Below are 19,958 nucleotides of genomic sequence, written 5' to 3'. Positions count from 1 at the left end.
CGTGTACGTCCGGGACCGCATCGATCCGCCGGTCGGCGCGCGGATCCTCGACGTCCCGGGCTGGGCGGCCGAGGCGGACGCCATCGCCTGGTAGTTCTTGCCCTCGTTAGCGAGATCACGCGAGCCGTACTGCGACAGCCAGTCCCCGTCCACCCAGCCACCGCACGCGGTCGTCGTCGCGCAGTAGTGCGCCCGCAGGATGTTGCCGCTGCGGGTCATCCGGGCCGACCAGGTCCGGTCCACCGCGGCGGACGTCGACGTCTGCGCCGACGACGGCCGGTAGACCTGGTCGCCGGTGTCGTCGCGGACGTCGTAGCACTGTCCGCCGGACGTCTTCCGGGTCGAGTGCAGCGCCCAGTACCAGCCGTAGCTCTTGACGGCCATCGCACCGGCGTCCAGCGAGGCGGCCGGCCAACTCGTCACCCACTCGTTCGGGAGGACGTTCTTGACGTACGTCTTGAAGTCGACCCGGTCGACCCGCCCGAGACTGACCCGGTAGACGAGGATGGTGCTCGGCAGCTTGCTGTTGGTGCCGTCGGTGCTACAGCCCGTCGGCCCGCTCACCAACTCGTGCGAGGCGTTGTTGTTCTTCAGCGTGGCGTTGAGGTTGCCTTTCGCGCCGGCCGCGAAGTCCTGGCTGGCACCGGCGAAGTTGCTGTTGAAGTAGACCCGCACCGTCTTGCTGGTCCGGTTCCACACCGACGCCGCGTTGTTCTTCACGCACAGACCCTTGCCGCTGCCCGCGCCCTTGAAGTCGTAGCAGGTCGGTTGGGTCGTACCGTAGTCGTCCAGTGAGTCGGTGAAGTCGGAGACCGAGCCCGCCTGGTTGCTGTTGTAGTAGTAGCAGAACTCGCCGCTGTCGCAGGTTCCGTCCCGTGTGGCCGCCGCTGCCGGCGACGCGACACTCAGGATGGAGGTGGACATGGCGAGGACGGCGCCGACGATGGCGAGGCCCTTGCGGATATTCATGGCGTCCTACTTCTCGTTGTAGCCCTGGGAGTTCCAGAACGCGGTCGGGTCGGCGTTGTCCAGTGTGGAGTCGCCGACGCTGACGGCCGCGTGGGTCTGCCGGCCGGCCCGGACCTCGACGTGGGTGTGCGCACCCGAGCTGGAGGACACCCCGTGCCACGACTCATCGGCGATGATCTCGCCCTTGCTGATGGCGTCGCCCACACTCACCCCGGACCTCGGCGCGGTGTGCAGGTAGATCACCGACTTGTTGAGTGAGGAGTTGTAGACGGAGACAGTGGACAGGCCGCCGCTGCCGGTGTTGCCCCGCGCGACGTAGATGACAGTTCCGGAGACCAGGGCACGCACGTCCGAGCCGACGCTGCGGGCGATGTCGATGCCCTCGTGCCGACCGGGCGTCGTGGTGTAACCGTCGAAGCCGCACGTGACAGTGCCGCCGCTGGCCTGGTAGAGGGCGTACGACAGGTTCGTGCGAGTCGACGGCGAGAACTGGTGCGAGGCGTTGTTGTTCTTCAGCGTGGCGTTGAGGTTGCCTTTCGCGCCGGCCGCGAAGTCCTGGTATGAACCGGCGTAGCCGCTGTTGTAGTAGACGCGTACGGTCTTGGTGCTGCGGTTCCAGACCGAGGCGGCCTCGTTCTTGATGCACAGGCCCTTGCCAGCGCCAGCGCCCTTGAAGTCGTAGCACGAGGGCTGCTCGGTGCCGTAGTCGTCGAGCGATCCGGTGAAGTCCGAGATCGATCCCGCGTTGCCGCTGTTGTAGTAGTAGCAGAACTCGCCACTGTCGCAGACCCCGTCTCGGGCCGCCGCCGACGCGGGCGATGCGACGCTGAGGATCGAGGTGGTCGCGGCCAGCGCGATGCCGGCGGCCGCGAGGCTCTTACGGATGTTCATGGTGTCCTTTCAGAAACGGTGAGGGGGTGCGGGTCACTGCCCGCGCTGGTACTGCTCCCAGGTCCTGATCGGGACCTGGGGGCCGTCGTCCGGTCCCTGGTTGGCCAGGCCGTTCATGCCGAGGTGGTAGTCGCCGACCTGGTGCTGTGCCTGGCTGGACAGGTCGGTGTCGCTGATCGCCGTGGCGTGGACGTGCCACGGCCAGTCGCCCTGATTCGGGTTGCGGACCCAGGCCGCGAAGCCGACCTTGCGCAGGGCCCGGGCGACTGCGGTGCGTCTGGCCGCGGTCATGCCGGTGACCGCGATGTCCACCACACCCCCGCCGTCGTGCGTACCGGCCGAGGTGGGGTCGCCCCCTGGGTTGTACGAGCCCTGGTCGAGCACCAGGGGGTAGCCGAGCAGACGCTGGGCCTCGGCCAACATCGCCTGCGTACGGGCGTTGACGACGTACCCGTCACGCGGGACCTTCGCGCCAGGGCCGATCGTGTTGGCGACCGTGTAGCGGTTCTGCCCGAGTCTCGTCAGTGACGTCGTGCCGGGCAGCCCGTTCGCGGCCAGCCCCGTGTAGCCGAGCGAGCGTTGGTACGCCGCGTACGCCGAGACGGTCACGGTGCCGAAGTAGCCGTCGACCCATTGCGCGTTCAGCAGACCCTGCGCCTGCAGCGCCTGTTCGACGGCGAGTACGGAGTTCTTCGCGCCCGGGGTCAGCGTGTTGTCGGCCCGGCGGGGGTCGATCTGAGCGGCCAGGACGGTGGCCTCCATGTCCACGACCGGTCGCGCGGCCGCGGTGACGGTTCGCTGCGCTGTGGCGCCTGATGTCGCGGCCCACGCGTGGGCCGGGACGCCGACTGCCACGCAGAGCGCGGCGAGCCCGACGGATAGCCAGGGACGGCGCACTGTCGATCCTCCTCGCAGTTGGTGAGTCGTTCGGAACGGACATCACCTTGCGAGAATCGGCCTGCTGTTCGGTACCCCTGCTGTCCTGTCAGATCCGTCAGGCCGTCACCGACCTCGGTGGATGTGGTGTTGTCAGCTTTGGCGGCGCCCGGCTCTGACATCGATGGTCAGCAATCTGACACCGGTCGAGGTGACCGGGGAGCGCACTCAGGCGGTGACGGTGACCATGAAGTACACCGGCCGGCGGGTGGGAAAGTACTCCTGCCCGTTCTCGTCGACCATCTTCCAACTCACCCAGCACTTCCCGGGACGACTCGGCGCGGTGACCTCGACACTGATCATCACCTGCTCGTCGGGCGGTGTGTCACCGATCGCCACCCGGTCCGGCACCTGGCAACCGTCGGCGTCGGCGGTGGGGTTGGTCCGCTGGAGGAAACGGTTGTGCCAGGCGACCTTCCCCACGTTCTTGAGGGCCCACACCTTGACGAACTGCGAGTTCACCCGCACCCGGGTGCCGTCGGGGATGGTGACGTCGGAGATGAACTTGCTGGAGTCGCCGGGGATCAGCGAGTCCGAGAACGGTGACGCCGACGGCGACGGCGCGGATGACGCCGCCACCGCGCCGGAGCCGTCCCGTGACGACCGGCCGCGAACGACGACGCCCAGAACGGCGACCATCGCCACCACCAGGACCACCGCTGCGGCGGCGAGCCATGGCAGGCGGTGCCGTCGTGCACCCGCGACGTCCTCGTCGGTCGGCGGATAGTCCGTGCTGCGCAGCGCGTTCTGCTCATTCGGGGACGACGCGGGGACGACGGACACGACAGGCCCGTCCGGTTCCGGGGTGTCGGTGCCGGTGTCGGGCTTCTTTCCGCCGGTCGTGATCGGGGTCTCGTCGCCGGTCGCGGACTCGGTGCTGACCGGGGCGGTATCGCCGTCTTCGGTGCCGTGCGCAGACGCGGGGCGCTGTGCGTCCTCCCAGCGACGCCGCCACTGGACCTCGTCCGCCTCGCAGGCGCGAACGAACTCCCGCACGGTCTCCCAGGAGGGGAACCTGGTCCCGGCGGCGGCCTCGTGCAGCGTGGTGTGCGAGATCCGGCCCGACCGCCCCGCCATCTTGCGGAACGACGGGTCACCGGCGGCGGTCCGCAGGGCCCGTAGCTGTTCGGCGAACCTCTCGGCGGCCTGTCTGTCCTGAATCGACTGGGCGGCGGCACGCTGGTCCTTCATCACTCCCCCATGTCAGACGACGTCGTCAGGCGTTGTCAGAGCGTGCCAGAGGGTACCGAACGGGACAAGGCCGCCATCGATGTGGCGCATCGACGACACCGGGCTCGACCGTCCCGGCGCACTGGAGGGGGCCACCCATTCTCCCGACGTGGCGTACACCCTGCCGGCGAGGTCGCCGTTTCCCCGGCTGGGTGCTGGCACGGCCAGCGCCCCGCTCCACGGTCAGGCGACCTTGGGCGTGGCGCGCATGCCCACGTAGCAGACCCTGGTGCCGTTGGTGAGGGTGGAGAAGACCACCGGCATGTAGTCCTCGCTGAACGACGGTCCCGCGCCGGAGGCGGCGAAGACCGTTGCGGTGACCGGTTCCAGGTCCATCTCCAGGGGTGGCGACATGTCCCTCATGTCGTCGACGAACTCGTAGCGCAGGTGCGGCGAGCCGTCGTCGTTGCGGGAGACGGTGAGGACGACCCCCTCGCGCCGATACGTGCCGAGCAGCGGTTCGAGGTCGACCGAGGGTGGCACGGGGGCCGGGGCGAACGGCGCGGGCATTGTGACGTCGGCGAGTTCGGCGAGCAGGTCGCGGAACAGGTCGGCGTAGAGCAGGCGAGCCGCGCCGCCGTTGGTCATCAGGACCACGGCGAGGTTCGCGTGCGGGACGACGCGCAGGTAGGCGTACTGACCGATGGCGGCGCCGTCGTGGCCGTAGCCGGGGATGCCGTTCCAGTCGTAGAGCGTCCAACCCAGACCCCACCCGTCGGCGCTCACCGTCCACTTGTCGGGCACGTCGACAGAACGCTGTCGCATGGCGGCGACAGCCTTGCCTCGCCGGTGCCGCGGTGCAGCACACCACTTGCCAGCTCGTGGAACTGCCCGTCGAGCAGCACGGCCAGGCTCGCGCCGGGGACGTGGTACGTGTGGCGCAGCACGTCGAATCGCCGCCGCCAGCGGTCGACGTCGAATCGCCGGCCGGCCGACCTCCGTACGGAGCGCACAGCAGCGGGGGCAGATCTCACCCGACCTCGACCTGGACGTGGCCATGGCGATCCTGTCCGGCCCGCTCTACTTCCAGTTCCTGATCACGCAGGAGCCGCTGACCCACCAGTACGTCGACCGCGTACTCAAGGCTCTGCTGGTGGGGATGACGCCACGGTCCTAGCGCGGCGCCGGCCCGCCGGGATGGTGGTCCCGGCGGGCCCGGCGTCACGGGCAGGGTGTCCGCGCGCAGACGTCGACGACAGTGCCGGTGAGCAGGAAGACCGCCTTCTGTTTCTGGGCTGCGGCCTGGGCGCGGGGGAACTCGTGCGGATCGTCGCCGTACTCCGGCCCGGCCGGGGCGAGGTTGGTCGGTGGCGGCGCGTACGCCGCGCCGCTGTTCCAGATCACTATCGCCGAGCCGGTGTACGGGTAGCGACGGATCGGCGTGATGCCCCAGTACGGCCGCACGTCCAGTGACCAGCCGTCGGCGAGCGCGGGGGTGTGCAGGCGTGCGCCGATGGTGCGCGCCTGCACCTCCGCCGCGGCGGGCGAGACCTGCTGGTCGCCGAAGGCCACGTGCATCAACACCTGGTGCGCCGGGGTGCGCGGTAGCGGCCGGTCGGTCATGTGCTGGGCGTACCCGTTGGCCTCGGACCGGTCCCACAACATCTGCAGCAGCGCGAGGACCAACTGTTGGTCGACAGTGTCCGGGTAGTAGCCGTCCAGCACTGTCTGGAACGGTGCGAAGTCCACGCTGCGTTGCAGCAGCGTGGAGTAGTTCATCGCCGGTACGCCGAGCACCGACCGGGTCCAGTCCTGGGCGATGGCGGTCAGGGCACCTCCGTTGATGCCGCCCTGACTGTTGCCGTCGTAGTGCAGCCCGCCGACGCGATCGATCAGCGGCCGGGCGGTGGCGTCCCGGAACGCCGGGTGGGCGGCGAACCCGGCCGGGTGGATCATCGCGCGCCCCAGGAAGAGGAAGTTCAGGAAGCTCTGCTGCAATCGGTCCGCCACAGCGGGGAAGACGCTGAGGTCGGTGAAGGCGTTGGCCACGAAGGGAACGTCCGCGGCGGCCATGCCGATCCAACTGGTCGCGCAGAAGGTGAAGTTGTGGGCGTTCGACATCGTTTTGACGTTGCCGGCGTTGATCTCGGTCGGTCGGCCGAGCAGTCCGTGGCCGTAGAGCGAGAGGTGGGCAGGCCGCGCGGCCGAGGCGCTGCGCGGGATGTTGCAGACGAAGTCCGCCGCCACCGTCGCTCCGGACGGCGTGGGCAGGGCGTTCGGTGTGGGCGGCGTCCCGGTGCCGCCGGCCGGCCCGTAGTGCAGGCGGGAGCCGGGGCCGCCGTCACCGGTCAGATAGGACGGTACGCCGACCGTGCCGGTCACCTGCCGGGCGATGAACGGATCCTGCTCCGGTGAATAGTCGGTCACCTGGGTGACGGTGACCGACGGCGCGGCCCGGCCGAGGTCGGCGAACGCGTCGTCCCGGACCGCCACCATCCGCCCGGTCAGCCCGTGCCGGCTGGCCACAGTGAAGTCCCAGGCCAGGTAAAGGTTGTGCCGCTTGACGCCGGCCCGGCTCAGCTCGGCGGCGATGCGCCTCAGTTGCGGCCCCCGAGCGTCTCGCTGCTTGAGGCCGGCACCGGTCAGGTACGCCGTGAACGCCTTCGGCGCCGGAATCAACGCGCCGCTGCCGTCCCGCAGGCCGCGCAACCCGACGATGTAGCGGGTGCCCTCCGTCAGCGCCACCGCCGGCCGGATGATCAGCAGTTGCCGGTCAGGCTGGCCGGCCGCGTGCGCGTCCAACTCGGCCCAGTACGGCGTGCGCTCACCGGTCCGGGCGTTGAGCAGCACGATCGGCGCGTTCGGCGCCAGCGAGCGGCCGATGTCGGTGACCGGCGCGATCCCGCTCGCCGCGGCGTCGAGTCCGGGTACGCGCACCAGGATCGGTGAGCCCGGACTGAATCCGTCCTGCCGGTTCCACTCCGTCGGGTCGATCGGGGTTCCCTGCACGTTCGCGGGCATCGCGGCGGCCGCGAACCGCACCCGTTTGCCGGTGGGGCTGCTCCGGTCCGGCACTGTGAAGTAGTCGTTCGGGAACGGCAGCAGGCAGGCGGTCGGGTCGATCGGGTCGCAGGACGGGTGCCCGGTCGGTGCGGTAGTCGTTGGCGGTGCGGCGGGGGCCGCCGTGCCGAGCAGGACGGCGCCTGCTGTCACCAGCACGGACACGGCGAGACGGAGCCCTCTGGAGGTGGTCACACGCATCTCCTTCGACGCTGGACGGCGGATCGACGGGTGGTGTTCTTCCTACGCGTGTGAAAGAGACTCAGCAAGCGAAACAGGCTCGCGGCCGGTGGCTGGCAGCCGATCATGCTCTGGCTGCTGGCCACCGGCCGCGTCGACGACGCCTCTCGGAGAGGTCAGTCGGTGATCACCGGCCAGGCGTAGGCGAGCAGGGCGCAGGCGGCACCCAGGAGCGCGAGCGAGACACCCCTCGTGGGCAGCGGCAGAGCAGCGAGCACGATCAGGATGACGGCGACAACGTAGAGAAATGCCTGGACCGACATGGTGCTCTCCTCGATCAGGGGTAACGAGCGGCTGACTTCATCCGCCGGGATGCCCCCGGGCGTGATCTCGGAAACCTCCTGCTGATCACGGTTTGGCCCACAGTGGTACGTGCGGATCGTCCGGTGGGGTGCCTACGTCGGGAGAAGAAGCGCTTCGGCGCCCACCGGTCGAAAGCCCGCCGCCTGGAAGGCGCGCACGCTGCGCGCGTTGCCGGCGGCCTGCTGGGCCCAGACCGGCTGACCGTCGGGCACCAGGTGTCGGGCGGCCGTGGCCAGCGCCCGCCCCAGACCCCGGTGGCGACGCTCGTCGTCGACCTCTATCGCCGCCTCCCAACGACCGGCCACCCCACGGCCGAGCACGACCACCCCACCCTCGGCGGCCCAGACGCGGACGTCGTCACGGCGCCGACGTGCCCTGACCTCGCGCGGATGATCGGCATCCGCCAGCTCACTCAGCGGCAATGGCGGTGGCCCGGCGAGGCAACTCGCGACGGTCAGCAGGTCGATCGTGTCCATGGAGCGCCGGGTGCGGTCGAGCAGGGCACCCAGGAAGCGCGGATTCATCGTGGCCGCCAGGGAGTCGCAGTCGAGGGTGGCCAGCGTACGGCGTACCCAGTGGGGATCCTCGTCGGTGAACACCACCGAGTGTCCGGTGAAGGCGATGACTCCCGCGTCGCGGCGGCTCGGCTGCGACACCACTGTGGTCCCGCCGTCCGGGGGCGGGAAGTGGCCGTGCGCCGCCGCGTCCAGGATGTCGGCCAACCTGCTGTCCATTGTCGCTCCCCGCTCGGTCCCGGACCGCGCGGCCGCCGAGAGCGGACGCGTCGGCGCGCGTCCCATCCCCTACCACCGCGCGGACCACAGTGTGCGGACATCCTCCCGCCTCAGCTGCGCGACCGGGTGCCGCAGCTCCGTCGCCGTCACGTCGCGTGGCTGCGGTACCAGATCCGGGGCCGACCGTCAGCGGTGATGTCGACGTCCGTACGCACCTGGTAGACCTGCTCGATTCGGCTGGTGGTGAGGACCTCGACTGGCGTACCCGCCGCGACCACCCGCCCGGCGTAGAGAAGCACCAGCCTGTCGCAGTACTGCGCGGCCAGATTGAGATCGTGCAGGGTCACCACGACGGTGCTGGCCGACTCGGCGAGGAACCGCAGCAGATCCAGCTGATGCCTGATGTCCAGGTGGTTGGTCGGCTCGTCGAGCAGCAGCAGATCCGGTTCCTGCACCAGAGCGCGGGCCAGGTCGACCCGCTGCCGCTCACCACCGGAGAGGCTGGACCAGCGCCGCTGCTCGAACCCGCCGAGGCCGGCCTCGGCGAGCGCGCGCCGCGCCAGGTCCAGATCCGCGGCGCCGACCCCGGCAAGACGTGGCCGGTACGGGGTTCGGCCCAGCAGAACCACCTCCAGTGCGGACATCTCCACGTCGGTGGCCACCTGTTGGGTGACCACAGCGATCCGCCGAGCCAGCGCACGCCGGGGGATCGCGTCCAGCGCGACGTCGTCGAGCAGCATCCGCCCGGACTCCGGCCGCGCCAGCCCGGCCAGTAGCCGCAGCAGGCTCGACTTGCCGGAGCCGTTAGGCCCGAGCAGCCCGACAGTGGCGCCAGGTTCGGCGGTGAGCGCCACCCCGGCCAGGATCCGTACGCCGGCCACGCCCCACCCGATCCCGTCCGCGTCCAGTCGCGCCGACGACGCCCCCGCCGGGAAAGGGTCACCGCCCACCCCCCGGCCGGTGGTGCCCGGCGCGATCACGGCGTACCCGTCCGGCGTCGCATGACCAGCGCGAACACCGGCACCCCGAGCAGCGCGGTGAGCACGCCCACCGGCAGCTCCTGTGGCGAGAAGACGGTCCGCGCCACGGTGTCCGCCCAGATCAGGAAGATCGCGCCGATCACCGCGCAGGCGGGCAGCAACGTGCGGTGCCGAGAGCCGAACAGGAACCGCACGGCGTGTGGCACTGTCAACCCGACGAAACCGATGGCGCCGCTCGCCGCGACAAGCGCGGCTGCCATCAGAGCGGTGACGGTGAACAGCAGCAGCCGGGTGCGCCCGGGAGAGAATCCGAGCGAGCGGGCGGTATCGGTGCCGAACGCGAACGCGTCCAGCGCCGTCGCACTGGCCCAGCAGACCAGCAGGCCGACGCCGACAACCACGGCGCTCAGCGTCACCGACGACCAGGAGGCCGCCGTCAGCGAGCCGAGCAACCAGAACGTCACGCTACGGGTGTCCTGGGTGTGCGCGTCGGAGATCACGATCAGGCTGGTCACCGCGCTGAAGAGCTGCGACACGGCGACCCCGGCGAGAACGATCCGGGTCGGCTCGCCGGCCCTCCGGCCGGCCAGCAGCAGCACCGCGCCGAACGCGGCCATGCTGCCGACGAACGCGCCGGTGGTCAGGTCGACCGGGCCGGCGCCGATCCGGATGCCGAGTACCAGCACCGCCACCGCTCCGGTGGAGGCGCCGGACGAGACACCGAGCAGGAACGGATCGGCCAGCGGGTTACGCGTGAGCGCCTGAAGCACCGCCCCGCACACCGCCAGACCGGCACCGACCAACGCGGCCAACAGCACCCGGGGCAACCGGAGATCCCAGACGATGCTGTCCGGCAACGCCGGTAGGGGCTGGACCGGGAGGCCCACATGGCTGGCCACAGCGCGCAGAACGCTCTCGACCGGCAGGTCGGCCGAGCCCACGCTGACCGCCGCCGCGATGGTGACCAGCAGCAGGAGCAGGGCCAACGGGAGGACGTACCGGCCGCTTCTCGAGATGCCGGTAGGGGGTGGCGGCTCCCGCCGGCCGCTCGCCGAGACGAGGGATCGTGCGACTCGCGGGTTCATCGGCGGGCGAACACCACGTAGTCGTCCAGGTACTGCCAGACGGTGCCGACCTCGGCGAACCCGGCCGTGCGGAGGGCCGCCAGGTGGAACTCCAGTGACGCCGGGGCCTGCGGCGGTCGGTCGGCGAACCGCAGTTCCCGCTGGGCTGCCAGTCCGGCCAGTTGCGGGTGTCGGGCCGCCTCGGTGTACCAGGCGGAGTAGGTGAGCGCTCCGGCAGCGAATGTCTCCTGCTGCGCCTGTGCGTCGTGCCGACCGGCGATGTCGCGCAGTGTGGGCGCCGATTCGTCGTAGCGGAGGTGGTCGGCGTTGAGCAGCACACCACCGGCGGGCAACAGCCGTGCCACTGTGGTGTAGACCCGCAGCAGTTGCTCCGGCGCGAGCCAGTGCAGTGCCGTCGAGGTGAGCACGGCGTCGACCCGCCCTCCGGTCAGCGCCTCCTCCCAGCCGTCGGCCACCAGGTCGACGTCGTGGACCTCGATCCGTGCGGTGTACCGGTCCAGGGCACGCCGCGCGACCTCCAGCAGGATCGGGTCGTAGTCGACAGCGACGGCGCTGGCACGGGGGAATTGCGCCAGCATCCGGTCGCTGATCGCACCGGGACCGCAGGCCAGATCGAGGATCGTGAGGTCGTCCGGGCAGTGCAGCCGCAGCACGTCCGCCATCGCGTCGAACCGCAGGTCGCGGTGGGCCACGTAGGCGGACTGCTGGTCGTTCCAGAGTTCCAGCAGGCGGCGGGCGGCCGACTGGTCCAGCGCCGCGACCTTGGCGCCGGCCGGCGGGGTCATCGGGCGGTCCCGTGCAGGTTGGCGCCGACCAGTTCCGCCGCCTGGACGCTGCGGATCGACGGGTCCATCGACGAGCCGGGCACCGTGACGAACCGTCCGGCGACCACAGCGTCCAGCTTCGAGGTCACCGGGTTGCGGCGCAGGAAGTCGATCTTCGATTGGGCACTGTCGCCATCGCCGCCCCTGGTCAGATCGGCCAACACGATCACCTCCGGGTTGCGTTTGGCGATCTCCTCCCAGTTGCCGGCCGGCCACTTCTGGCTGGCGTCGGTGAACGTGTTGCGGGCGCCCAGCAGCGAGCTGATCGCGTCCGGAACCCCACCGTGCCCGGCCACGTACGGGGTGCTCGTTCCGGAGTAGTACCAGAGCAGTGACGGGCCGGCGCTCGACGCGGCCGTCGGCGCCGCACCTCGGGCGGCGTCCAGCCGACTCTGCTGGTCGTGGATCAGCTTGTCGGCCCGCTCCGGGACGCCGAAGACGCTGGCGATGTCGCGGATCTCGTCGAAGATCCCGTCGAAGGTGACCGTCTGGGTCGCGTCCGCCGGCTTCTCGCAGGCGAACTCGGAGAGGTACGCCGGCACGCCGAGCGTGGCCAGGTCAGCGCGCGAGCCCGCGGCGTCCGAGGCGTACGCGGAGGTGTAGGTCGAGTAGACGAAGTCCGGGTTCGCCGCTCGGACCGCCTCTCGTGAGGGGTAGAGCTTGGCCAGCACCGGCACCTTCTCGTACGCCTGGCGCAGGTCGGGCAGCACCGGGTCGGTCTGGTAGCTGGTGCCGACCGTCCGATCGGCGAGGCCGAGGCTGAGCATGATCTCGGTGGCGTTCTGTTCCAGTGCGATCGCGCGCTGGGGTGGCGCGGTGACGCTGACCGGCAGTCCGCAGTTTGTCAGATGGACCGGGGCGGCCAGGTGGCCCTGCGCGGCCGGTGCGGCGGCTCCCCCGTCGGAGCAGCCGGCCGCGGCCAGCACCAGGCACAGGCCCGCCTTAATGAAAACGGTTTTCATGGGCGGGAACATATCAACAGCGCCTGCGCGGCCTGGCAGGCGGGGGTGCGGTGCGCCGGTCAGCGTTGTTCCGGCCAGCGCCCGCTCAGACCGACGCCGACGCGATCGAGGGTGTGACCCGGAACCTGGGTCACACCCTCGACGCATTCATCCCACGGCGGGGCACCGCTGACGGCCCCCGCCCACGACCCGGACGGGTCAGCAGCCGATCCGGCTGGACCCCAGCGCGACGTCGTCGTACCAGAGGGTGTCGGCTCCGCCGCCGTAGCTCTCCCAGCCCAGCTTCAGGTCGGTGAGCTGCGGCCGCCAGGTGCGGTTGTACCACTGGCCGTCGATGTCGTGCGTCGGTGCGCCGTCCGCGGTCAGCCCGGGGATGGCGGTCCCGTCCACCCAGGTGCGCAGTTGACCGGCCGCGCCGTCCACCATGAACTCGACGCAGGTCCACCGGTTGGTGGGCAACGGCAGGCTCTGCGCCACCCCGGCCGGGCTCTGCTCGGGCAGGGTCGCGTCGTCGGAGGCGCGGTTCCACTGCAACGCGCCGTTCTGGCCACCCAACCGCAGGTCCTTGTTGCCGTCGGCGGCATCGGCCATCGCCATCATCGTGGTGTGTTCGGTGGGTTGGGCGGTGGTGTGCCGGACCCAGACCCGGCCGTACCGGACGGTGCCCACGCTGCCGAGGTTCTTCGTGGACCTGATGAAGACGTGGTTGCAGTATCCGGCGGCGCCGTTGATCCGGACCGAGCGACTGCCGCTGTGCGTGGTCGCCGTGTCGATGGTGGCGGCACCCGCGCCGGAACAGTCCGGGCTCACCACAGCCCAGTCACCGGACGGCGTCGAACCGGTCTGGCCCTCGAAGCCGTCGCAGAGCACCGCGCCGGCACACCCTGCCGGCGGCTCGGTGGTGGGCGGAGGGGTGGTCGGCGGAGGCGTCGTTGGCGGCGGCGTGGTCGGCGGCGGGGTGGTCGGCGGCGTGGCGCCGTTGCACGCTACGCCGTTCAGGCTGAACCCGGTCGGAGCGCCACCGCTGGAGCCGTACGTGCCCTGCAACCCGAACTCGGTGGACCCGCCCGCCGGGATGCTGCCGTTGTACGACGCGTTGCGGGCGGTCACGGTCGATCCGGACTGGCTGATCGTGGCGTTCCAGCCACTGGTGACCCGCTCGTCCCCGGCGTATGTCCAGGTGGCGGTCCAACTGGAGACGGCCGCGTCCCCCGGGGAGACCTTGACGGTGGCGGTGAATCCGCCGGGCCACTGGTTGGGCGTGTAGTCGACCCGGCATCCCTGGGCGGCTGCGGCCGGGCCGCTGAGCACTGCCGCTCCGGCGGTGGCCGCGGCGGCGGCCAGCGCGGCGGCGACCACCAGGGTCGCGGCGGGGCGGGCACGGAAAATCGTCATGAGGGTCCTTCTGCCATCGAGCTGAGCGGAGACGGCACGGCGGCGCGTCCTGGATGGACGCGGTGCGACAACGTGCCCTGGATGTGGCGCGGCGGTGCGCCACAGCGACCGGTCGCGCGTACGACCGAAGTGCCCGGCTCGGGGTGGACCTGTCAGCCGCCGACGGTCCGGTCCCCCGGACCCCGGCGGCGCCCACCCTCAATCTATTGACGATTGCCGATCGAATCAAGCGTCGGCAACGCTCGCCTGCCGCGCCGGTCTTGCAGTTTCAGTTGCCGACATGGGCGGGATGCCACTTATGTCGGGACAGTAAGTGCAAGATCGCGGAGCAGGGACAGGTTTCCGGGGCCGTGTCGATCCGCGGGTTGCCCGTTCGACGTGGGGATGCTGGGACCGGGAGACGGCCCCGTCGGATGAGGAGAACACGATGTCGAAGTACATGTTGATCATGCGGGGCACCGATGAGACGAATGCGGCCATGATGGCCACCATCGACGAGATGATGGCCACCACACGCCAGTTCATCGAGGACATGGTGAAGGCCGACGTTCTCGTCGCGGCCGAAGGGCTGGACGATCCGCGCCAGGGCGTCGTTGTCGACTTCGTTGGCGAGGCACCGGTGGTCACCGACGGTCCGTACGGCGAGACCAGGGAGCTGTTCGGGGGCTACTTCCTGCTCGACGTCGCCACGAAACACGACGCGGTCGAGTGGGCCAAGCGGGTCCCGGCGGTCCGCGGGTCCAAGATCGAGGTCCGGCGCGTGGCCGAGGCCGACGAGGTCCCGCAGGGTGGCGAGAGCAACGGCCAGGTCTGATGGGTACGGCCGACGTCGAGGCCGTCTGGAGGATCGAGTCGGCGCGGATCGTCGCCGCGCTGACCCGGTTCACAGGTGACTTCGGGCTGGCCGAGGACGCCGCCCAGGAGGCGGTGGCCGAGGCGCTGGTGTCCTGGCCGCGTGCCTCTCCGGCCAATCCGGCCGGGTGGCTGATGGCCACGGCCCGGCGGCGGGCGATCGACGCGATCCGCCGCCGGGTCGCCCTCCAGGAGCGATACGCCCTGTTGGCGGCGGATCCCGCGCTCGACCAGGAGATCGACCCCGACCGGATCGACGACGACGTGCTGGCGCTGATGTTCGTCAGCTGCCACCCGGTGCTCTCCCGCGAGGCACGGGTGGCGCTGACCCTGCGGGTGGTCGGCGGCCTGTCCACCGAGGAGATCGCCCGTGCGTTCCTGGTGCCGGTGCCGACCGTGCAGGCCCGCATCACCCGGGGCAAGAAGGCGATCGCGACGGCCGGGGTGCCGTTCGAGCTGCCGCCGGCCGGCGAGCGCCGCGAACGGCTGGGCGGTGTGCTCAGCGCCCTCTACGTGATCTTCACGGAGGGGTCGACGGCCACGTCCGGCGACCGGCTGCTGCGCCCCGACGTGGCGTACGAGGCGATCCGGCTGGCCCGCACCCTCGCCGCGCTCCAGCCGGACGAGCCGGAGGTGCACGGCCTGCTCGCCCTGTGCGAGCTGACGGCCGCGCGCTTCCCGGCCCGGACCGACCCGGACGGCACCCCGATCCTCCTTGCGGACCAGGATCGCCGGTTGTGGGACTTCCCGGCGATCCGCCGTGGGCTGGCCGCGCTGGCCAGGGCATCGCAGCGCGGCTCCGGCCCCTACTGCTTACAGGCCGCGATCGCGGCCACGCACGCGTCGGCACCCTCGGTCGAGGAGACCGCCTGGGCCCGGATCGTCCAGCTCTACGAGACGCTCGGCCGGGTCGCGCCCTCGCCGGTGGTCGAACTGACCCGCCTCGGCCGGCTTCCGGAGGCGCGTGCCGAGCTGGAGCTGGCCGCCCGGCTCTGCGCCAATCAGCGCGAACGCTCGGTGCTGCTCGGCAAGGTGGCCGCGCTGAGCTGACCTGCTCCGGCACGTCGGCCGAAACCGAGGCCCGCTCGCCTGCCCATGGCCGCAGGCTCAGATCTGCGTTCTCGCCTGCTCGATGTGCCCGGCGATCGCGTGCGCGCCGTGCGTGCGCGCGATGATGTGAGCCTCGTCGAGGGTGGCGAGCGCGTCCGCGCGACGGTCCTGGGCGGCGGCGATGTAGGCCAGCCCGATCATGTTGGAAGCCACGCCCGGCAGCGCACCGACCTCCCGACGCAGCCGGGTCGACTCCTCCAGCCGCTCGCGCGCCTCGTCCAGCCGGCCAGCGGCGTGCGCCGCGATGCCCAGGTGCCGGAGTGCCTCCGACCGGGTCGGCTTGTCGCCGGTCTGCGCCGCCAGCAGGCAGGACCGCTCCAGGTACGGAACCGCGGTTTCGTCGTCACGGCGGATGAACTGGTGCAGACAACCGATCCAGAACAACGCCTCCGCCTCCCCGCGCGGGTCCCCCAGTGCCCGGTACAGCTCGAGCGCACGCTCGAACAGCGGCAGCTCGGCGGGATCCTCGGTGGGCGACGAGCCGGCGTCGGCGGGCGCGTTCTGAAACCGGGCGTGCAGGATCATCCCCCGCGCCAACGCCGCATCGGCCTCGATGGCGTCCAGCCCCTTCTCGGCGTCGATCAACCCGCTGGTGTCGCCGCCGAACACCGCCCGTTCATAGATCTCCCGGGCCCGCACGATTCGATCTTCGGTGCTCATCGTCGCCCCCGCTGGCATCGCCGCTACCGTCCCAGGCCCGGCAGTTTAGTCGGCTGACCGCCTGGCAGACAGACCCTCTCCGGCACTCGTCCGGATAATCAGGAGGGTCCGATCGCCTGAGCTGGAGGACTCCCATGCGCGTCATCCGCATCCTGCCCAACCTTCCGGTGGCCGACGTCAGCGCCGCGAAGGGCTTCTACACCGACTTCCTCGGTTTGAGCACCGAGGCATTCACCCTGGGCTGGGTGGCCCGCTACACCTCGTCCGACAGTGACGTGGCAGTGCAGCTCGTCTCCGGCGACGCGACAGCACCCGAGGACTCGGTCATCAGCGTTCAGGTGGATGACGTGGACGGCGCCTATGCCGAGGCACAGCGGCTCGGTTACGAGATCGTGCACCCGCTGACCACCGAGCCGTGGGGAGTGCGCCGGTTCTTCGTCCGCGCTCCGGACGGCAACGTCATCAACGTGGCGGCTCACCGCGCCTGAGGTGATCTCGGCATTCCCGAGGGATTGACCCTCACAGACGCCCGTTGTTAACTGCACATCAACGATGTGGATCGATGTTTATCCGGTTGCCGTCGACCCGGCACCGGGGCACCGCTCCGCGTCGTCTCGACATCGCCCTCGTTTCGGCGGACGTGGGCACACCGGGGCACTTCCCGGGGTGCGAGACCTGCGTCCGCGACGATCCAGAGGAGATCGTGTCGATGAAGTTGACGCCGGCACTACGAATCGCGCTCGCTGTCCTGCTGGCCGGTGGTGTCGTCGCCGTCGGGCCGGCCGAGTCAGCGACCGCGGCACCCACTGACACCGCGTTCGGGCCCGGCCGACCCCACCCGTACGGCAACGTGTGGTCCAACGACCACGTGCACGCCGCCCGACTGGGCCTCGGCAACCAGGCGTTCCAGGGCATGCGGACGATGCTGCAGAAATACCAGAACTACCCGAACGGGATGACCAACAACACCAACGGCGTCTTCGAGTACCTCGGCGTGCACCTGACGGCGATGAACGAGTCGTTGCTCCAGTCGTACAACGACAAGATCCGGGTCTTCCCCGCCGTGCCGACCGACGCCAGCTTCGTCGGGAAGTTCACGCTGCTCGCCAAGGACGGGTTCCTGGTCAGCTCGGAGCGGGAGGCCGGCGAGGTCAAGTACGTCGGGCTGCGAAGCCAGTACGGCAAGACCGCCCGGGTGGTGAACCCGTGGGGTGGTCAGGAGGTCCGGGTCCGCCGTACCTCGGACAACGCCGTGCTGACCACCACCTCGGCCGCCGAGATCAGCTTCGCCACCGCGGCGAACACGGTGTACGTGGTGGAGCGCACCGCCAAGCCGTTGTCGGCGTACGCGACCGGGTCGTGGGAAACCTTCGCCCTGGTCCGCAACACCGACGGCTCGGTCAGCCTGCGGGCGACTGTGAACAACAGGTACGTGGTCGCGGAGAACGGCGGGGCCGAGGCACTGGTCGCGAACCGGGACGCGATCGGCCCCTGGGAGAAGTTCGACCTGGTCACCCTCTGACGTCGGAGCCGGCGGGTCCGAGCGGACCCCGCCGGCTCCGAGCCTGCCGCGCCCCGCCCGTCCACCCCCTCCCACAAGGAGTACCACATGCGTAGACGCGCCATCAGCACGCTCGCCGCCGCCGTCGTCACCGGACTCACCCTCGCCGCCGGTGCGGCGACGGTGGCCTCGACCCCGGCCGAGGCCGCACCGTTAGGCAAGGTCCTGGTCTTCTCCAAGACCGCCGGTTTCCGGCACTCCTCCATCCCGAACGGCATCGCCGCCATCCAGCAGCTCGGCGCGGCGAACGGCTTCACAGTCACCGCCACCGAGGACGCGGCTACCTTCACCACTGCCAACCTCGCCCAGTACCAGGCGGTGGTCTTCCTCAGCACCACCGGCGACGTGCTCAACGCCGGCCAGCAGAGCGCCTTCGAGGCGTACGTGGCCGCCGGCGGTGGTTTCGTCGGAGTGCACGCCGCCGCCGACACCGAATACGACTGGCAGTGGTACGGCGGGCTGGTCGGCGGGTACTTCGCCTCGCACCCGGCCACCCAGCAGGCGACGGTGCGGGTCGAGGACCGGGCCAACGCCTCGACCGCGCACCTGCCGTCGACCTGGACCCGCACCGACGAGTGGTACAACTACCGGACCAACCCCCGCTCGGCGGTCAAGGTGCTGGCAAGCCTCGACGAGTCGTCGTACACCGGTGGGTCGATGGGTGGTGACCACCCCATCACCTGGTGCCACAGCTACGGCGGCGGACGCTCCTGGTACACCGGCCTCGGCCACACCGAGCAGAGCTACGCCGACCCGAACTTCACAGGCATGCTGCTGGGCGGCATCCAGGTGGCGGCCGGGGCGGTGGCGGCCGACTGTCGGCCCGAGCCCGGCTACACCCCGCTGTTCGACGGCGCCCAGGCCAGCCTCGGGCAGTGGCGGCAGGCGGGGCCGGGCGGGTTCACAGTGGCGGACGGCACCCTCACGTCGAACGGTGGCATGGGTTTGCTCTGGTACCCGGTGCGCACCTTCGCCAACTACTCGCTCAAGGTCGACTGGATGATGCCGGGCGACGACAACGGTGGGGTCTTCATCGGGTTCCCCGATCCGCAAGGCGATCCGTGGGGCCCGGTCGCCGCCGGTCACGAAATCCAGATCGACGCCACCGACGGCGACCCGACGCGCACCACCGGCAGTGTCTACAGCTTCCAGGCACCCAACCAGGCCGCCCGCGCGACAGCGCTCAACCCACCCGGCTCCTGGAACACCTACGAGATCGGCGTGCACGGCCAGCGGGTCGAGATCTGGCTCAACGGCGTCAAGATCAACGATTACGTCAGCAGCCGGACCATCGCCAACGGCTACATCGGGTTGCAGAACGACGGCGCCGGAATGGACATCAACTACCGCAACGTGCGGATCAAGACCGACGGCCCGAGTGAGCCGCCCGCCACCGACCTGGCCCAGGGCCGCCCGGTGACGGCTTCCAGCGTCGAGCCGGGCAGCGCGCACGCCGCGGCCAACGCCGTGGACGGCAACACGACCACCCGCTGGGGCAGCGCGTACACCGACCCGCAGTGGATCACCGTCGACCTGGGGGCCTCGTACGCGATCAACCGGGTTCGGCTGGCCTGGGAGACGGCCCACGCACGGGCGTACCAGGTCCAGGTGTCGCCGGACAACGTCACCTGGTCGCCGGTGCACACCACTACCACCGGAGACGGCGGCGTTGACGACCTCACTGTCACCGGCACCGGCCGTTACCTGCGGGTCTACGGCACCCAACGCGCCACCCAGTGGGGCTACTCGCTGTGGGACCTCAACGTCTACGGCACCGCCGCCGCTGGCACCCTGCTCTCCCGGGGCAAGCCGGTCACCGCGTCCAGCGTCGAGCCGGGCAGCGCGCACGCGGCGGCCAATGCCGTGGACGGCAACACGACCACCCGCTGGGGCAGCGCGTACGCCGACCCACAGTGGATCTCGGTGGACCTCGGCGCGTCCCGCACCCTCGACCGGGTCCGGCTGACCTGGGAGGCGGCGTACGCGCGGGCGTACCAGATCCAGGTATCCCCGGACAACGTCACCTGGTCGACGGCGCACACCACTACCACGGGCGACGGCGGTGTCGACGACATCGCCGTCTCGGCCACCGGCCGCTACCTGCGCGTGCAGAGCACCCAGCGCGCCCTGCCCGCGTACGGCTACTCGCTCTGGGAGCTGGAGGTGCACGGCAGCTGAGCGCGATTGGATCGCGGCCGACTCGGGGGCACGAACCGTGCCCCCGAG

The 19,958-nt window shown here is 70.5% G+C and carries 20 protein-coding genes; 6 read left to right on the top strand and 14 right to left on the bottom strand.

All coding sequences use genetic code 11. The features are described 5' to 3' along the window. The 5 genes from AB0C20_RS26770 to AB0C20_RS26750 form a co-directional block, all read right to left on the bottom strand. The coding region (locus tag AB0C20_RS26770; RefSeq protein ID WP_357568998.1) for a SpoIID/LytB domain-containing protein at positions 1 to 969 on the bottom strand (969 nt) is incomplete at its 3' end. A gap of 6 nt (positions 970 to 975) precedes the next feature. Further along, a complete protein-coding gene (locus tag AB0C20_RS26765) occupies positions 976 to 1,860 on the bottom strand; it encodes a peptidase inhibitor family I36 protein (protein ID WP_357177292.1) in 885 nt (294 codons plus the stop codon). A 33-nt stretch (positions 1,861 to 1,893) separates the two neighbouring features. Continuing rightward, positions 1,894 to 2,757, bottom strand: a complete 864-nt coding sequence (locus AB0C20_RS26760; RefSeq protein WP_357568997.1) for a peptidoglycan-binding domain-containing protein — start codon at positions 2,755 to 2,757, stop codon at positions 1,894 to 1,896. A gap of 207 nt (positions 2,758 to 2,964) precedes the next feature. Then, complete coding sequence (locus AB0C20_RS26755; RefSeq protein WP_357568996.1) at positions 2,965 to 3,987, bottom strand: NBR1-Ig-like domain-containing protein; 1,023 nt, start codon at positions 3,985 to 3,987, stop codon at positions 2,965 to 2,967. A 222-nt stretch (positions 3,988 to 4,209) separates the two neighbouring features. Beyond that, a complete protein-coding gene (locus AB0C20_RS26750; RefSeq protein ID WP_357568995.1) occupies positions 4,210 to 5,025 on the bottom strand; it encodes a serine hydrolase in 816 nt (271 codons plus the stop codon). Between AB0C20_RS26750 and AB0C20_RS26745 the strand changes: the two genes are divergently transcribed. Then, positions 4,919 to 5,143: a TetR-like C-terminal domain-containing protein gene (locus tag AB0C20_RS26745; protein WP_357178241.1), complete on the top strand. Its 225-nt coding sequence runs from the start codon at positions 4,919 to 4,921 to the stop codon at positions 5,141 to 5,143. The two genes, AB0C20_RS26750 and AB0C20_RS26745, sit on opposite strands and share 107 nt — an antisense overlap. Before the next feature lie 44 nt (positions 5,144 to 5,187). Here AB0C20_RS26745 and AB0C20_RS26740 read toward each other — a convergent pair whose 3' ends face one another. The 8 genes from AB0C20_RS26740 to AB0C20_RS26705 all read right to left on the bottom strand — a co-directional run bounded on the left by AB0C20_RS26740 (position 5,188) and on the right by AB0C20_RS26705 (position 13,549). Beyond that, positions 5,188 to 7,227 (bottom strand): hypothetical protein, encoded by a 2,040-nt coding sequence (locus AB0C20_RS26740; RefSeq protein ID WP_357568994.1) that lies wholly within the window; start codon positions 7,225 to 7,227, stop codon positions 5,188 to 5,190. Positions 7,228 to 7,382: 155 nt separating this feature from the next. Continuing rightward, on the bottom strand, positions 7,383 to 7,529 hold the full coding sequence (locus AB0C20_RS26735; RefSeq protein WP_167337290.1) for a hypothetical protein: 147 nt from the start codon (positions 7,527 to 7,529) through the stop codon (positions 7,383 to 7,385). 132 nt (positions 7,530 to 7,661) lie between these two features. Continuing rightward, positions 7,662 to 8,303, bottom strand: a complete 642-nt coding sequence (locus AB0C20_RS26730) for a GNAT family N-acetyltransferase (protein ID WP_357177302.1) — start codon at positions 8,301 to 8,303, stop codon at positions 7,662 to 7,664. A gap of 146 nt (positions 8,304 to 8,449) precedes the next feature. Continuing rightward, the gene (locus tag AB0C20_RS26725; protein WP_357568993.1) at positions 8,450 to 9,253 is read right to left on the bottom strand and encodes an ABC transporter ATP-binding protein; all 804 of its coding nucleotides are present in this window, start codon (positions 9,251 to 9,253) and stop codon (positions 8,450 to 8,452) included. A 26-nt stretch (positions 9,254 to 9,279) separates the two neighbouring features. Continuing rightward, entirely contained in the window at positions 9,280 to 10,368 is a 1,089-nt protein-coding gene (locus tag AB0C20_RS26720) for an iron chelate uptake ABC transporter family permease subunit (protein ID WP_357177306.1), read from the bottom strand. Next, positions 10,365 to 11,153 carry a class I SAM-dependent methyltransferase gene (locus AB0C20_RS26715; protein ID WP_357568992.1) on the bottom strand — a complete coding sequence of 263 codons (789 nt, stop codon included), beginning with the start codon at positions 11,151 to 11,153 and terminating at the stop codon, positions 10,365 to 10,367. The genes AB0C20_RS26720 and AB0C20_RS26715 overlap by 4 nt, the downstream gene beginning before the upstream one ends. Continuing rightward, on the bottom strand, positions 11,150 to 12,154 hold the full coding sequence (locus AB0C20_RS26710) for an ABC transporter substrate-binding protein (RefSeq protein WP_357568991.1): 1,005 nt from the start codon (positions 12,152 to 12,154) through the stop codon (positions 11,150 to 11,152). The genes AB0C20_RS26715 and AB0C20_RS26710 overlap by 4 nt, the downstream gene beginning before the upstream one ends. Before the next feature lie 198 nt (positions 12,155 to 12,352). Beyond that, positions 12,353 to 13,549 carry a cellulose-binding domain-containing protein gene (locus AB0C20_RS26705; protein WP_357177312.1) on the bottom strand — a complete coding sequence of 399 codons (1,197 nt, stop codon included), beginning with the start codon at positions 13,547 to 13,549 and terminating at the stop codon, positions 12,353 to 12,355. A 427-nt stretch (positions 13,550 to 13,976) separates the two neighbouring features. Between AB0C20_RS26705 and AB0C20_RS26700 the strand changes: the two genes are divergently transcribed. After that, a complete protein-coding gene (locus AB0C20_RS26700; RefSeq protein ID WP_357177314.1) occupies positions 13,977 to 14,363 on the top strand; it encodes a YciI family protein in 387 nt (128 codons plus the stop codon). Continuing rightward, complete coding sequence (locus AB0C20_RS26695) at positions 14,363 to 15,451, top strand: sigma-70 family RNA polymerase sigma factor (protein WP_357568990.1); 1,089 nt, start codon at positions 14,363 to 14,365, stop codon at positions 15,449 to 15,451. Before AB0C20_RS26700 ends, AB0C20_RS26695 begins: the two co-directional genes overlap by 1 nt. A 57-nt stretch (positions 15,452 to 15,508) precedes the next feature. Here AB0C20_RS26695 and AB0C20_RS26690 read toward each other — a convergent pair whose 3' ends face one another. Beyond that, on the bottom strand, positions 15,509 to 16,171 hold the full coding sequence (locus AB0C20_RS26690; protein WP_357568989.1) for a tetratricopeptide repeat protein: 663 nt from the start codon (positions 16,169 to 16,171) through the stop codon (positions 15,509 to 15,511). Between the two features lie 134 nt (positions 16,172 to 16,305). On the opposite strand from AB0C20_RS26690, the gene AB0C20_RS26685 reads away from it, so the two are divergent. The 3 genes from AB0C20_RS26685 (at position 16,306) to AB0C20_RS26675 (ending at position 19,910) form a co-directional block, all read left to right on the top strand. Beyond that, complete coding sequence (locus AB0C20_RS26685; RefSeq protein WP_357177320.1) at positions 16,306 to 16,659, top strand: VOC family protein; 354 nt, start codon at positions 16,306 to 16,308, stop codon at positions 16,657 to 16,659. 74 nt (positions 16,660 to 16,733) lie between these two features. Continuing rightward, positions 16,734 to 17,693, top strand: coding sequence for a glycoside hydrolase family 95-like protein (locus AB0C20_RS26680; RefSeq protein WP_357568988.1), 960 nt, complete (start codon positions 16,734 to 16,736; stop codon positions 17,691 to 17,693). Positions 17,694 to 17,780: 87 nt separating this feature from the next. Beyond that, on the top strand, positions 17,781 to 19,910 hold the full coding sequence (locus AB0C20_RS26675) for a ThuA domain-containing protein (protein ID WP_357568987.1): 2,130 nt from the start codon (positions 17,781 to 17,783) through the stop codon (positions 19,908 to 19,910). Positions 19,911 to 19,958: the final 48 nt, after the last annotated feature.

Origin of the sequence: Micromonospora sp. NPDC048843 (genome assembly GCF_040649965.1) — a bacterium.
Taxonomy (GTDB): domain Bacteria; phylum Actinomycetota; class Actinomycetes; order Mycobacteriales; family Micromonosporaceae; genus Micromonospora; species Micromonospora hortensis.
The sequence above is the reverse complement of the archived record's forward strand: the minus strand, read 5'-3'. Positions and strand labels throughout refer to the sequence as shown.